Raw genomic sequence first — 14,728 nt, forward strand, 5'->3', positions numbered from 1 at the left:
CAAATGCGGTACACGGCCGGATTGCGGATGGGATTTTGGGCTGCCAAGTTTGCACCGTTGGTCGGCGCCCCGGCGGCGCGGCCCCGCCAGCTGTCTTCTCCCAACCTCTTTTTCCTGATGAAACAGACCTTTACCCTACTGGCCACCGCGCTGCTGACGCTGCCGGCCCGGGCGCAGGCGCCCATCACGCTTACCCAGAGCACCTTCCCGGTGTCGGCCACCTCCACGGAGCAGTACCAACCGGCCGGCACCGCGGGCGTGAGCAGCCCGACCACCGGCGCAGGCCAGAGTTGGGACTACCGCACGCTGACGCCCAGCGGCTCGGCCTACACCACCCTGAATTTGTCGGTGCCGCCCAACAGCGGCATCACCGGCGCCCAGTGGACGCGGGCCAAGCAGGCCGTGTTCGGCACCATTGCCTACGCGTACACCGGCTACTACGCCCTGGCCGGCACCGGCCGCCTGTCGCTGGGCCGCACCGTCACGCGGCAGGCTCTGTCGATTGCCCAGCGCACCGGCGGGGCCAACGACTCGCTGGTGATTAACCGGCAGACGGCCCTGTACGGCAGCGGCCCCGGCGGCATCGTGGACTTCCCGCTGCCTTTCACCGCGGGCGGACGCAGCCAGTCGGCCTTCCGCTTCGGGGTGGCGGGCACCATCACGGCCGCGGCGGCGGGCCTGAGCCGGGCGCCGTTCCGCATCGTGCAGCGCTACACCTACGTCGACTCGGTGGCGGGCTGGGGCACGGTGCGCATCCCGGTGGCCGGCCGCCCCACGGGCTCCGATGCGCTGCCGGCGCTGCTGGTGCGCAGCCGCGTGGTGCGGCAGGACAGCGTGTACCTGAACGGGCAGCCGGCCCCGGCCACGCTGCTGGCGGCCTTTGGCATCACGCAGGGCGCCGTCACCGTCACGTACTACGACCATTTCTGGCGCACGGGCGCCTCGCAGCCGCTGCTGGAGCTGTTCTACCCCACCCGGCAGTACACCGCGCCGAATTACGTGGACTACTCCACCGAAAGCAACGTGCTGGCCGTGCAGGCGTCGTCGGCCCTGGCGGCGCAGTGGCAGGCCTGGCCCAACCCGCTGGCGGCCGGGCAGCCCCTGCGGCTGGCTTTGCCAGGCGCCCAGCCCACGCAGCCGGTGCAGCTGACCGTGGCCGACGCGCTGGGCCGCGCGGTGCTGCAAGAGCAGCTGCCGCTGCTGGGCGGCGGGGCCACGCTGCCGGCCACGGCGACGCAGCAGTTGCCGGCCGGCGTGTACACGCTTACGGTACGGCAGGGCGCGCACCGGGTCAGCTCGAAGCTGCTGCGCGAGTAGCCGGTTTGCCCGCCGTTTGCCCCCCTGAGCCCCGCCGGATGGTTTCCGGCGGGGCTTTTTCGGGCCGGGCCGCCGGTGTATCCGGCCACCTGGTTTCCTTCGGGATACCCCCATTTGCGGTACACGAAAAAATTGCCTTTGGACTTTGCCTAGAGGAAGTTTGCGGTATCGGTGCGGGGCCTGTCCCGGCCGGCTCCACGCCTTCACTCCCTCCCCCAACCGTATGCAACAACTGTTACGCCGCTCTGTGCCGCTGCTGGCGGCTGCCCTGGGGCTGAGCCTGGCCGCGCGGGCCCAAACCCCCAACGCGGTGGGCATCGGCACGACCGCGCCGGCGGCCTCGGCCCTGCTGGACCTGAGCTCCACCACCAAAGGCTTCCTGGCCCCGCGCATGACGGCCGCCGAGCGCACGGCCATCAGTAGCCCGGCCCGGGGCCTGCTCGTGTACCAAACCGACGGCCTGCAGCTGGGCTTCTGGTACTACACCGGCGCGGCCTGGACCTACCTCAACCCCACGCCCGCCGGCGACAACCTGGGCAGCCACCTGGCCACGACCAACCTGGGGCTGAACGGCAACTGGCTCTCCAACGCCCCCGGCACGGCCAATGGCCTGCGCGTGGATAACCAGGGCAACGTGGGCGTGGGCGTGGCGGCCCCCCAGCGGCCCCTGGACGTGGGCGGGCCGGCGGTGCTGCGCGGGCGCCTGACGCTGGGCCCGCAGGACGGGGCCGACCCGCTGGCCAACCTCACCTGGAACCTGGATAACCTGAACGGGACCCTGCGCATGTTCCGGGAAAACAACCTGGGCGGCGGCGGGGGCGTGGTGCACCTGGGCGTGCAGGGCAGCACCGGCAACGTGGGCGTGGGCACCGACAACCCGCAAGCCCGCCTGCACGTGGTGGGCGCGGCGGGCACCCCCAACGTGCGCCTGGAAAGCCTGGGCGGCACCGGCACGCGCATGGTGGTGACCGACGCCGCGGGCAACCTCAGCTCGGCGACCCTGCCCACCGGGGGCGACAACCTGGGCAACCACACGGCCACCCAGAACCTGAACCTGGCCGACAAGCAGCTGGTAGGCAACGGCGGCACCCAGGGCCTGGCCATCAGCAGCGGCGGCAGCGTGGGCATCGGCACCACCACGCCGGCGGCGTCGGCCCTGCTGGACGTGACCTCGACGGCCAAGGGCTTTTTGCCCCCGCGCATGACGCAGGCCCAGCGCGACGCCATTGCCAGCCCCGCCGCAGGCCTGGTGATTTACAACACCAGCACCAATCACCTGAATTTTTACGACGGCACGTACTGGACCGAAACCGTGGCCTCGGCCCAGCCCGCCGGCCTCAACCTGACGGACGGAAACCAGGGCACCTGGACCGTGCCGCCGGGCGTGACCAGCGTGCAGATCGACCTGGCCGGGAGCCAGGGCAGCTCGGCTTCCACGCCCAACCCCAACGGGAATACCATTTACTCGGTGGGCGGCAAGGGCGGCCGGGTACGCGCCACCCTTACGGTAGTGCCCGGCCAGACCCTCTCCGGCACTACCGGCAGCATCAGCGGGGCGAGTACCGTATCAGTCTACAACCCTGGCACCAGCCAGTGGACCCTGGTGGCCGTAGCTGGCGGCGGGGGCTCGGCCGGGCGGGCCACCGCCAGCTGGGGCGGCACGCCGCCCACGGCCCACGGCGGGCCGGGTGGGGGCCTGGTGGGGGGCCAGGCGCCCAACATCTCCACGCCTTCGGGCAACGAGGGAGCCTACGGCGGCACCCAGTCGGCCGGCGGCGCCGTTATCCGCCGCACCTACGGCGACATCACCCAGCCAGCGCAACCGGGCTCCTTCGGGCGCGGCGGCGAAGGCGGCACTTCGTATTCCATGACGGGCTTCGGCAACACGTACTGGTATGGCGGGCGCGGCGGCGACGGGTACTACGGCGGGGGCGGCGCCAATCCGCTGGCCGGCGGCGGGGGCGGCAGCTCCTACACGCACCCTACCCTGGCCACCAATGTACTACACGACCAGGGCACCCAGACCGGCAACGGCTACGTGCAAATAACGACCGTGCGCACCGCCGACCAGCCCGTGCTGGATCTGAGCAACTCCACCATACCCCAGACCGACGGCGCGGTGCTCTTCGCGACGAGCGGCAAGCTGAACGGCAACGCCACTAAGCTCTTCTGGGACAACACTGCCAACCGCCTGGGCCTGGGCACCAACACCCCCGCCGCCACCCTCGACGTGACGGGCACCACGAACCTCAACGGCGCGACCACCCTGGCGGGCCCTACTACCCTGAACGGCACTACCAGCGTGGGCGGCAGCGTGGGCCTGAACCAGAACGACTTGCGCCTGAGCGCCCCCACCGACGGCAACCACGGCCTGGGCTACTACGGCGGCAGCAAAACCTGGAGCGGCGGCAACGTGAACGGCCCGGTGCTCTTCGGCTTCGACGGCGGCCGCCTGGGCGCCAACCAGAGCGGCACCCAGAGCACGGCCCTGAGCTGGGCCGCCAACGGCTTCGTGGGCATCGGCCCAGGCATGACTACCCCCAACGGCCCGCTGGAAATCCGCCGCGACGACGCCGACGCCTACGTGGTGATGCACGACCCGAGCAACAACTGGTTTTCCTTCGGCCAGCACCGGGCCGACGGCAACAAAATTAAAATCTCGGACGGCAACGCCTTCGGCGGGACGAACTACCTGACCATTGCGCGCGGCTCGGGCAACATCGGCATCGGCACCACCAACCCCTCGGCCAAGCTGGAAGTCAGCGGCGTGGGCAGCATCGGCAACTACAACTACGCCTACTACGCCTACAACGGGGGCGTGTTCAACGGCGTGGCCAACAACGGCACCGGCAGCAACGTGAGCATCTGGGCCGCCGGCCGGGTGGTGGCCGCGGAGTTCAACGCCACCTCCGACCGCCGCCTGAAGAACATCATCGGCCTCTCCGACCGCGCCGCCGACCTGGCCCTGCTCCAGCGCATCCGCATCACCGACTACACCATGCGCGACCGGGCCGAGTACCAGGACCGCCGCTTCAAGAAAGTCATTGCCCAGGAAGTGGAGGAAGTGTTTCCGCAGGCCGTGAGCCAGCACCGCGGCTTTGTGCCCGATATCTACGCCCCCGCCACGGCGGCCGCGGCCGAGGGCGACTCCCTGCTGCGCCTGACCCTGCCCGCCGCCCCCACGGCCCAGGCCGGGCAGCGCGTCAAGCTCATCGGCCCGGCGGGTGAGGTTATTGGTACCGTACAGGCGGTCAGCGGCAAGACGCTGGTCGTGCGCGGGGTGCGGCAGCTGGCCGGGCAGGCGGTGTTCGTCTTCGGCCTGGAGCACCCGGATGTGCGCTCCGTCGACTACGAGGCGCTGGCCATGCTGAACGTGTCGGCCACCCAGGAGCTGGCCCGCAAGGTAGCCGAACTCGAAAAGCAGAATGCCCAGCTGCGCCAGCAGAACCAGGCCCAGGGCACGCAGCTGACGCGGCTGCAAACCAGCGTGCACGAATTGCAAACCCAGGCCGCCCAGACCACCGAGCTGGCCCAGCGCCTCAAGGCCCTGGAGAACCTGCTCGGAGCCAAGGCCGACGCCCGCTAGGCCGGTCTGCTCTTTCCCTTTCTACGCCACGGCGGTTTCGGCAGGGGGCCGGGGCCGCCGTGGCGTCGTTTTGGGGCCGCTACCCCCATTTGCGGTACACGCAAAAATTGCCGTTGGACTTTGCCGGGAGGAAGTTTGCAGCATCGGAGTGGGCTCGACCTACGCCGCATGAACTCCGCCTCTCTCCACCAATATGCAACGACTCCTACGCTTCACGTTACCGCTGGCGGCGGCCCTGGGGCTGAGCCTGGCCGCGCGGGCCCAAACCCCCAACGCGGTGGGCATCGGCACGACCGCGCCGGCGGCCTCGGCCCTGCTGGACCTGAGCTCCACCACCAAAGGCTTCCTGGCCCCGCGCATGACGGCCGCCGAGCGCACGGCCATCAGTAGCCCGGCCCGGGGCCTGCTCGTGTACCAAACCGACGGCCTGCAGCTGGGCTTCTGGTACTACACCGGCACCAGCTGGACCTACCTCAACCCCGCCCCCGCCGGCGACAACCTGGGCAGCCACACCGCCAGCCAGGGGCTGAACATGAACGGCAACGCCATCAGCTTCGGCACCTTCCTGGGCCAGCAGCTGAACCTGTGGAACGCCGACTACGGCATCGGCATTCAGCCCGGCACGCTGGCCTTCCGCTCCGGCGACAATTTCGTGTGGTACCGGCGCGGCGTGTACTCGGCCACCCAGAACGACGCCGGCCAGGGCGGCAGCCTGCAGATGATTCTCAACGACGCGGGCAACCTGGGCCTGGGGGGCCTGACGGCTCCCGCAAACCGCCTGGACCTGGCGCTGGGCTCCCGCACGGGCACCCATGCCACCGGCCGGGCGTTGTACGCGACGGGGGACTTCGGCGAGGCCAGCGGCGGGGTGGAGTTCCGGCACTCCAACGGGACGCAGGGCGTGGGCATTGGCTTCAACTCGCTCTACGCCAGCGGCTCCAACGCCAACCAGTACCTGAACCTGATGCCCAAGGGCACGGGCGGCGTGGGCATCGGCACGCTCACGCCCACCGAGAAGCTGGACGTGGCGGGCAACGTGAAAATCAGCGGCACCGGCAACGGCCTCATCTTCCCCGACGGCTCGAAGCAGACCACGGCTACCACCGGGGGCGACAACCTGGGCAACCACACCGCCACCCAGAACCTGAACCTGGCCGATAAGCTGCTCGTCGGCAACGGCGGGGCGGCGGGCCTGAGCATCACCAACGCGGGCAACGTGGGCATCGGCGGGGCGGCGGCCGCCTCGGCGGCGCTGGACGTGAACAGCACCAGCAAGGGCCTGCTGCCGCCGCGGCTGAGTGAAGCGCAGCGCGACGCCATTCCGACGCCCGCTCCCGGCCTGCTGGTGTACAACACCAGCACGGGCGCGCTGAACCAGTGGGACGGCACGCGCTGGATCAGCTACCTGAGCGTTTCCAACGCCAATACCATCCCCAGCACGACGTTCAACTTTACGGGTGGCCCGCAAACCTACCGCGTACCGCTCGGGGTGACGAAGCTGGCCGTTGACCTGGCGGGTGGCGCCGGCTCGACCAACATCGTGGGGGGCACCTTCCAGGAAGGTGGGCGGGGCGGCCGCGTGCAGGCCACGCTGACGGTGACGCCCGGCCAGGAGCTAACCATCTACGTGGGCGGCAACGGCAACTACGGTGGCAACAACAACAACAACGGCGGCGGTGGAGGCGGCACCGACATTTCCATTGGCGGCACGCGCGTGCTGGTAGCGGGCGGCGGGGGCGCCGCCGGGCAGCCGGGCCGTTACGGTCCGGGCTGGGGCACGGGCAGTCCGGGGGGCCCTGGCGGGGGCACCGTGGGGGGCGCGGGCGCGGGGGCGGCCGGCGGCCAGGGCGGCACGGGCACCGGTCCGGGGGCGGGCGGCGCGAATGCGGGGCTCTACTACACGCCCGGCAACAGCGGCGCGGGAGCCATAGGCGGCAGCCCCGTCAGTTTATACGACGCGGTGAGCGGCGGCGGCGGCGGCGGCTACTACGGTGGCGGCAGCGGCGGGGCGGGCTACTATGGCGCCGCCAGCGGCGGCGGCGGCGGCAGCTCCTACGCCGCGCCGGGCCAGACCAGCAACGTGGTGCACACGCAGGGCTACCAGACGCTGCACGGCTACGTCACTATTACGCCGGCCCCGGGCGTACCGGCCCCGGTGCTCAATGGCGCCAACTTCCAGAACGTGCCCGGCGACAACCTGGGCAACCACCAGGCCACGCAGGCTCTTCAGTTCCCTGCCACCACCAGCTCGAAGGTGAACCTGTTCAACGGCGACTACACCATCGGGGTGCAGGGCGGCACGCAGTATTTCCGCACCGGCGACGCGTTTGCCTGGTTTAAGGGCGGTGGGCACAACGACGGGCAGTTCAACAGCGGCGGCGGCGCCGTGCAGATGGTGCTGACCGGCGGGGGCAGCCTGGGCCTGGGCACGAGCAGCCCGGTGGCCAAATTCGACATACCGACCGGCTCGGTACGCCTGCCCGGCGCGGGCGGCAGCGACACCTGGTTCAACTACCCCGGCGACAACAAAAACTACCTGCGCGGCAGCACCATCATTGCCGACGGGGGCGGCTACGTGGGCATCGGCACCAGCAGCCCGGCCTACCCGCTCGACGTGAACGGCTCGGTGACGCCCGGCAACTTCACCTACGGTTACCTCAACACCGGCGGGGCGGGCGGCAACGCCACCAGCACCGGTCCCATCAGCATCCGGGCCAGCCACCGCATCCTGGCCACCGAGTTCAACGCCAACTCCGACCGCCGCCTCAAAACCATCATCGGCCTGTCGGACAAAGCGGCCGACCTGGCCCTGCTCCGGCAGCTGCGCATCACCGACTACCAGATGCGCGACCGGGTGCAGTACGGCCAGCGGCGCTTCAAGAAGGTCATTGCCCAGGAAGTCGAGCAGGTATTCCCGCAGGCGGTTAACCAGCAGGTGGGCTTTCTGCCCGACGTGTACGCCCTGGCCACGCAGGCCGAGCTGCAGGCCGATTCGCTGCTGGTGCTGACCCTGCCCGCCACCCCGGCCACGGCCCCCAAAGCCGGCCAGCGCGTGAAGCTCATCGGCAAGACGGGCGAGGTTATCGGTACCGTAAAGGCGGCCAGCGGCCAGCAGCTGGTGCTGCGCGGGGCGCGGCAGCTGGCGGGGCAGTCGGTGTTCGTCTTCGGCCTGGAGCACCCCGACGTGCGCTCCGTCGACTACGAGGCGCTGGCCATGCTCAATGTGTCGGCCACGCAGGAGCTGGCCCGGCAGGTGCAGGAGCTGCAGCAGCAGAACGCCCGGCTCCAGCAGCAGAACCAGGCCCAGAGCGGCCGCCTCGACCAGCAGCAGGCGACGCTGCAGACGCAGGCCGCGCAGACGGCCGAGCTGGCCCAGCGCCTCAAGGCCCTGGAAGCCCTGCTCGGGGCCCGCGCCGACGGCCGCTAACCTCTTTCCCGCGCTCCTTCCCGGCGGCGCCGGCTCCGTTACGAGCCGGCGCCGCCGTCGTTGTGGCGGCTGCCGCCCCGGCTGATTTCACCATTTCCGCATTTCCCCGTATCATGCAGGCAGCCCGGCGGCGTTAGCAGCGCGGCTTTCCGTTCCACCCCGCCGGCCGCTTTGCCGCCCCGCATGTCCAAGAGCATTATTCACCGCCTGCTGAGCCCCCTGCTGCTCTGGCGCCTGCGCCACGTCAGCGACCGGGTGTACCTCATCCTGGTAAGCGTGCTGGTGGGGCTGTTTGCGGGCCTGGCGGCGGTGCTGCTCAAAAACGCGGTGCACTGGGGCCAGGAGCTGCTCTATGGCTGGGTGCCCGAGCAAAACCGCGTTTTTGCCCTCTTCCTCTACCCCATCATCGGCATCGGCCTGACGGTGTTGTTTGCCCGCTACGCGCTGGGTGGCAACCTGGGCCGCGGCATCGGGCCCATCATCTACTCGGTGGCCCGGCAGGGCAGCATCGTGCCGCGCTCCAAGCTGTACTCGCAGTGGATCAGCTCCTTGCTGACGGTGACGTTCGGCGGCTCGGCCGGTCTGGAAGCCCCGATTTCGGTCACCGGCTCGGCCATCGGCTCCAACCTGGCCCGCATCCTGCGCGTGAGCCGGCGCGAAAGGCGGCTGCTGGTGGGCTGCGGGGCGGCGGCGGGCGTGGCGGCCATCTTCAACTCGCCCATTGCCGGGGTGCTGTTCGCGGTGGAAGTGGTGCTGAGCGAGCTGTCGGCCCCGTTTTTCATCCCGCTGCTGATTTCCTCGGCCACGGCCACGGTGGTGTCCAAGCTCTTGTTTGCGGGCCAGCCCTTCGTGCTCATCACCACCAGCTGGTCGCTCGATACCATCCCGTTCTACCTGGTGCTGGGTTTGGGCGCGGCCCTGTTGTCGGTCTACATGATTCGGGTCTACTTCGCGGCCGACAAGGTGTTTGAGCGGTGGCGCGGCACCTTCCGCAAGGTGGCAGTGGGCGGCGTGGGGCTGGGCGTGCTGGTGTTCATCTTTCCCCCGCTCTACGGCGAGGGCTACAACATCGTGCAGCACCTGCTCAGCGGGGAGCCCCAGCACCTGCTCGACGCGAGTATCTTCTCGGTGTACCGCGACGAGAACGTGTGGATTCTGCTCTCGGTGGCCTTTCTCACGATGCTGCTGAAGGTGTTTGCCACCTGCATCACCATCGGGGCGGGCGGCAACGGAGGCATGTTCGGCTCCTCGCTGTTTGCTGGGGCGCTGCTGGGCTTCATCATTGCCCGGCTCATCAACATCAGCGGCTTTTTCGTGGTGCCGGAGGTGCACTTCGTGGTGCTGGGCATGGCCGGGGTGCTGGCCGGCGTGGTGCACGCCCCGCTCACGGCCATCTTCCTCATTGCCGAAATTACCGGCGGCTATGCCCTGTTCGTGCCCCTGATGGTGGTGACCAGCTGCACCTACCTGATTACCCGCTACTTCGAGCCCTACTCGGTGTACACCCGCAAGCTGGTGCAGCGCGGCGTGTACGTGCACCAGGACCGCGACCGGGGCCTGCTGGCCCAGCTGGATCTGGCCCGCCTGCTCGAAACCGACTTCGAGCCGGTGCAGCCCGAGGCCACCCTGGGCGAGCTGGTCGACATCTTCCGCCACGCTACCCGCAACCTGTTTCCGGTGGTCGACGAGGACGGGGCCCTGGTGGGCATCATTTCCCTCGACCAGGTGCGCGACGCCCTCTTCGACGAGGAGCACTACACCACCACCCGCGTGCGCGACCTGATGAGCGAGCCGCCCGCCACCGTGAACGTGGACGATACCCTGCTCGACACGCTGCGCTGCATGGAGCAGCTGAACGTGTGGGCCTTGCCGGTGCTCAACAACGGCCGCTACGTGGGCTTCCTGCTGAAGTCGGCCATCCTGGCCAGCTACCGCAAGCAGCTTATCAAGGAAAGCGAGTAAGCCCCGCGGTTTCGCCTTCAGGCCGCTGCCGGTCGGCACAAATGTCCGCTGCATCCGTTCCGGAGTTGGAAACCCACGAGCGACGCTAGGGCCGGGTGCGGCGACGCTGCCCCAGCCGCTCTAGTCCTACGCCCAGCCCCACGCCCCCGGCGTAGCACAGCAAATCCGACCACAGAAAGCCCCGGCCCAGCACCAGCGCGCCCAGCGTGGTGGCCCGCAGCGCCTGCAGCCACGGCGCCTGCCAGAGCTGGCTCAGCTCGACGGCCAGGGCTATACTGGCCGCCGCACCGGCCCGCCACCCCAGGGCCCGGCGCGGCCCCAGCAGGCTCACCAGCCAGAACACCAGCAAAGCCCAGAGCACGTCGCCGGCGTACAGGCCCACCCAGGCGGGCAGCCCGCGCTGAAAGCGCCGCGAGGCCAGGCCGAGCAGGCCGGTGAGCAGGGCCAGCGCGGCGTAGCGTCGGCGCAAAGCCCCGGTAGACGGGGCGGACGAGGAAAGGAACATGGGCGTAAAATCAGCACGGCAATTTCAACTACATACTTTGCATTACAAAGTTCTTTGATAATTTTACTGCCGCAACAGCCCTGTCCGCGTCGGGGCGGGCTCACCAACACCGCTATGGAGTATTTCGTTTCGCCGCATTCCATTGTGCGCACCATCTGGGGCAAGGCCGATACGGTGCTGTTCATCTTCGCCGGGGCCGCGGCCGAGTTTGCCCTCAACAAGGCCGTGGACTGGCTCTACTTCACCGGCCGCCTGCCCGCCGACCCGCTGGGCCGCCTGTTTTCCACCGTGGAGTACGCCCGGCGCATCGTGTTTGCGGGGCGCGCCGACGCCGAGCGGGCCATCGATACCATTGCCGCCATCCACGCCGCCGTCGAGCAGCAGCGCGGCATGCGCATCCCCGACTGGGCCTACCGCGACGTGCTGTTCATGCTCATCGACTACTCCATTCGCGCCTACGAGGCCCTGGAGCGGCCCCTTACGCCGGCCGAGCAGGCGGAGGTGTTCGACGTGTTCCGGCGCGTGGGCCAGCGCATGGGCATTCCGGAGCTGCCCGCTACCCTCACCGCGTGGCAGCAGGCCCGCCGCCAGCACTTGGCCGACAATACCGCGCCCAGCCGCTACACCCACGATTTGTACCGGCAGTACCGCCGCCACCTCGGGCCACTGCGCTACGGGCTGCTGCGCCAGGGCCAGGGCCTGGTGGTGCCGGAGCGGGTGCGCGGGCTGCTGGGGCTGGGTCGGGGCGCGGTGCTGCGGCCGGTGGTGGGGCTCTACCGCCACCTGCAGCACCTGCGCCTGAGCCAGTGGGCGCGCACCAGCCTGCTGCCCGCGGCGTTTCGCCAACAAATTGCGGCCCTGGATGTGGAACCGGCGCCGCTTGCGCATCTACCTATGCGGTAGCCCGGCGGCTCCTTCAGGCGAGATAGACAAGTCGCTGGCCGGCCAGTACGATTTTTGTGCGGCCCGACGTTACCTTTTGGCTTTAGTATCGGTCTACCGGTTGTCCACCTCGCCATTTCCGTCTGCCATGGCCCCACTTATACTCCGCCGCTTATTCTTCCTGCTCGGCCTGCTGCCCCTGCTCGGGCTGTTGGCGCCGGCCCGCGCCAGCCACATCCGGGCCGGTGACATTCAGGTCAAGACCGACACCACGGCCGCCCGCAACCCCTTGCGCGTGTTCTGCAAGATGGTGACCTACAACGACCCTACCAGCGGGGCCAACCACCAGCTGGACGACGTGTACGTCTATTTCGGCGACAATACCCGGGCCCAGGTACCGCGCGCCTCCCACGTCAACATCGGCAACAACATCTACCGCGACATTTACTATTTCGAGCATACTTACAATGCCCCGGGGCGCTACGTTATCAGCCATGTGGGCGAGCTGCGGGCCGATGCCATCCGCAACATTCCGTTCTCCAACACGCGCAGCTTTTACATCGGCACCCAAATCACCATCGACCCGCTGCTGGGCGTGAACCGCTCCCCGGTGCTCAACGCGCCGGCCGTGGACCGGGCCACCAGCGGGCAGGTGTTTCTGCACAACCCGGCCGCCTCCGATGCCGACGGCGACTCCCTGGCCTTCAAACTGTTGATTTGCCAGTACGAGCCGCGCGCGGCCAGCGGCATCACCCAGCCCAGCCCGCTGAACCTGCCGGGCTACACCTACCCGGAAGTGGCCTCCGGCGGCGTGCAGGTGCCGTTTCCGGGGCCGCCCGTCGGGCAGCCCGGCCAGGCGGCCCGGCTCGATTTGAACGAGCGGGACGGCCTGCTGGTGTGGAATGCGCCCAACCTGCAGGGCGACTACAACGTAGCGTTCAAAGTAGAAGAATGGCGCCGCGACGCCTTTGGAGCGCGGCGCAAGCTGGGCGAGGTCATCCGCGACATGCAGATAACCGTGGCCGCCACCAACAACACCCGGCCCACCGTGCTCATCCCGCGCGACACCTGCGTGGTGGCCGGTACCAGCCTGGTGCGCAACGTGCGCGCCACCGACCCCGACAACCACAACATCCGGCTGACGGCCTTCGGCGGGGTGCTGCCCCCGGCTACCTTCGTGCAAACGCTCAACCAGCCGGGCCGGGCCGCGGGGCGCTTCAGCTGGAGCACCAGCTGCACCGACGTGGCCTCCGACCCGCACATCATCGTGTTCCGGGCCGAGGACCAGCCCGCGGCGGGCGTGAGCCTGGTCGACATCCGGCCCTGGCTGGTGACGGTGGTGGGCCCGCCGCCGACCAACCTGCAGGCGCGGCTGCAGGCCGGCAACCGGGTGCAGCTGACCTGGGACCGGTACTTCTGCCAGAACGCCACCCGCATCCTGATTTACCGCAAAGTGAGCAGCTCCGCCTGGCGCCCCGGCGACTGCGAAACCGGCATTCCGGCCCGCGCCGGCTACACCCAGGTGGGCGCCGTGGCCGCCAACCTGGCCACCTTCCTCGACGACAACGGCGGCCGGGGCCTGGCGCGCGGCCAAACCTACTGCTACCGCATCTACGCCGAGTTTCCGCGGCCGGCCGGCGGGGCCAGCATTGCCTCGCAGGAAGCCTGCCTGCCCGTGCCCGGCCGCTCCATGCAGTTTACCAACGTCACCGTGGACCGCACCGACGCCGTGAACGGGCAGATTACGGTGCGCTGGACCAAGCCGGCCCCGGCGGCGGCCTTCCCGGCCCCGGCGGGCTACCGCCTGTCGCGCGGCGTGGGTCTGCCCCCGACTACGTACACCCCGGTGCGCACCTTCACTAACCTCGACGACACGGTGCACGTCGACCCCGGGCTGAATACCCTCGACCACGCTTACACGTACCGCCTGGATTTCTTCTTCACCCCCGCGCCTGGTGCCCCCGAGACGGTGGAATCGGCCGGCCCGGCCAGCAGCGTGCGGACGGAGATAATTCCGAATCCGGGCCCGACCTCGACCATCGAGGTGCGCTGGCGCCACGACGTGCCCTGGGACAATGCCGGCAGCCGCACCCGCATCTACCGGAAAGTAGCGGGTGCCCCGGCCTACAGCCTGCTCACCGCCACGGCTACCAGCACCGCCTCGGGCGGCAGCTTCATCGACCGTGACCCGGCCCTGCGCCTGAACACGACCTACTGCTACTACGTGGAAACCGAGGGCGGCTACCCGGCCCCGTCCCCGCTGGTGGGCCTGCGCAACCTGAGCCAGGAACAGTGCGTGCCACTGATGCCCCGGCTCTGCCGCCCGGTGCTCACCCTGCAGGGCCCCGACTGCGAGCGGCTGGGCGAGCAGGCCCGGCAGTACCCCTCGCCCCTGCCCCGCCCGCTCACTTACACCAACACCCTGAGCTGGACGCTGAGCAGCCTGCCCACCGGCTGCCACGGCCGCGTGGTGGAGTATCGCGTGCTCTACAGCCCCGCCTGCGACAGTACGGCCTTCCAGGAAATCGGGCGCACGGCTACTACTTCCTTCAGCCACGGCGGGCTAAGCTCGGCGGCGGGCTGCTACCGGGTGCTGGCCGTGGATTCGGCCGGGGTGACGGCGGCCAGCAACATCGCGCAGGGCGACAACTGCCGGGTGTTTGTGCTGCCCAACATCTTCACCCCCGACAACGACCAGCGCAACGACGTCTTTCGCCCGCTGTTTGCCAGCCCGGTAGTGGGGGCGCGGGTCAAAATCTTTAACCGTTGGGGCGCCCAGGTCTTCGAAGGTAAAGCCGGCACCGACCTCACGCTCTGGGACGGTGGCGGCGCCCGCAGCGCCGAAAGCGGCGGCCGCGACACCGGCGCCAAAGCCGCCGCCGGCACTTACTACTACCACATCGAGGTGGAGTTTGCCGACCGCGCCCACTCCCGCCAGGTCTTTAAAAGCTGGGTGGAAATCGTGCGCTGACGGCGGCCGGCAGTTGCGCAACCCAGCCCGTCATTCCGAGCCCGTCGAGGAATGACGGGCTTTTTGGGCCGTTCCCTC

The 14,728-nt window shown here is 69.3% G+C and carries 7 protein-coding genes; 6 read left to right on the plus strand and 1 reads right to left on the minus strand.

Annotated elements, in window-relative coordinates; all coding sequences use genetic code 11:
- The first annotated feature begins 117 nt into the window (after positions 1–117).
- The 4 genes from EJV47_RS07135 to EJV47_RS07150 all read left to right on the plus strand — a co-directional run bounded on the left by EJV47_RS07135 (position 118) and on the right by EJV47_RS07150 (position 10,292).
- The gene (locus tag EJV47_RS07135; protein ID WP_126692458.1) at positions 118–1,317 is read left to right on the plus strand and encodes a T9SS type A sorting domain-containing protein; all 1,200 of its coding nucleotides are present in this window, start codon (positions 118–120) and stop codon (positions 1,315–1,317) included.
- A gap of 223 nt (positions 1,318–1,540) precedes the next feature.
- Positions 1,541–4,903 carry a tail fiber domain-containing protein gene (locus EJV47_RS07140; RefSeq protein ID WP_126692459.1) on the plus strand — a complete coding sequence of 1,121 codons (3,363 nt, stop codon included), beginning with the start codon at positions 1,541–1,543 and terminating at the stop codon, positions 4,901–4,903.
- Between the two features lie 193 nt (positions 4,904–5,096).
- Positions 5,097–8,330, plus strand: a complete 3,234-nt coding sequence (locus EJV47_RS07145) for a tail fiber domain-containing protein (protein ID WP_126692460.1) — start codon at positions 5,097–5,099, stop codon at positions 8,328–8,330.
- Between the two features lie 183 nt (positions 8,331–8,513).
- The gene (locus tag EJV47_RS07150) at positions 8,514–10,292 is read left to right on the plus strand and encodes a chloride channel protein (RefSeq protein WP_126692461.1); all 1,779 of its coding nucleotides are present in this window, start codon (positions 8,514–8,516) and stop codon (positions 10,290–10,292) included.
- An 85-nt stretch (positions 10,293–10,377) separates the two neighbouring features.
- Here EJV47_RS07150 and EJV47_RS07155 read toward each other — a convergent pair whose 3' ends face one another.
- On the minus strand, positions 10,378–10,797 hold the full coding sequence (locus EJV47_RS07155; RefSeq protein WP_126692462.1) for a ribosomal maturation YjgA family protein: 420 nt from the start codon (positions 10,795–10,797) through the stop codon (positions 10,378–10,380).
- 114 nt (positions 10,798–10,911) lie between these two features.
- Here EJV47_RS07155 and EJV47_RS07160 point away from each other — a divergent pair, with 114 nt between their 5' ends.
- Both EJV47_RS07160 and EJV47_RS07165 read left to right on the plus strand, forming a co-directional pair.
- Entirely contained in the window at positions 10,912–11,700 is a 789-nt protein-coding gene (locus EJV47_RS07160) for an oxygenase MpaB family protein (RefSeq protein ID WP_126692463.1), read from the plus strand.
- A 127-nt stretch (positions 11,701–11,827) separates the two neighbouring features.
- On the plus strand, positions 11,828–14,650 hold the full coding sequence (locus EJV47_RS07165) for a T9SS type B sorting domain-containing protein (RefSeq protein WP_165903654.1): 2,823 nt from the start codon (positions 11,828–11,830) through the stop codon (positions 14,648–14,650).
- Positions 14,651–14,728: the final 78 nt, after the last annotated feature.

Origin of the sequence: Hymenobacter gummosus (assembly GCF_003970915.1) — a bacterium.
GTDB classification, from domain to species: domain Bacteria; phylum Bacteroidota; class Bacteroidia; order Cytophagales; family Hymenobacteraceae; genus Solirubrum; species Solirubrum gummosum.

Excerpts from the sequence above, each read along its gene's own strand:
- EJV47_RS07155 (WP_126692462.1), bottom strand. The coding sequence starts at position 10,797 with ATGTTCCTTTCCTCGTCCGCCCCGTCTACCGGGGCTTTGCGCCGACGC.
- EJV47_RS07160 (WP_126692463.1), top strand. The coding sequence starts at position 10,912 with ATGGAGTATTTCGTTTCGCCGCATTCCATTGTGCGCACCATCTGGGGC.
- EJV47_RS07135 (WP_126692458.1), top strand. The coding sequence starts at position 118 with ATGAAACAGACCTTTACCCTACTGGCCACCGCGCTGCTGACGCTGCCG.
- EJV47_RS07140 (WP_126692459.1), top strand. The coding sequence starts at position 1,541 with ATGCAACAACTGTTACGCCGCTCTGTGCCGCTGCTGGCGGCTGCCCTG.
- EJV47_RS07145 (WP_126692460.1), top strand. The coding sequence starts at position 5,097 with ATGCAACGACTCCTACGCTTCACGTTACCGCTGGCGGCGGCCCTGGGG.
- EJV47_RS07150 (WP_126692461.1), top strand. The coding sequence starts at position 8,514 with ATGTCCAAGAGCATTATTCACCGCCTGCTGAGCCCCCTGCTGCTCTGG.
- EJV47_RS07165 (WP_165903654.1), top strand. The coding sequence starts at position 11,828 with ATGGCCCCACTTATACTCCGCCGCTTATTCTTCCTGCTCGGCCTGCTG.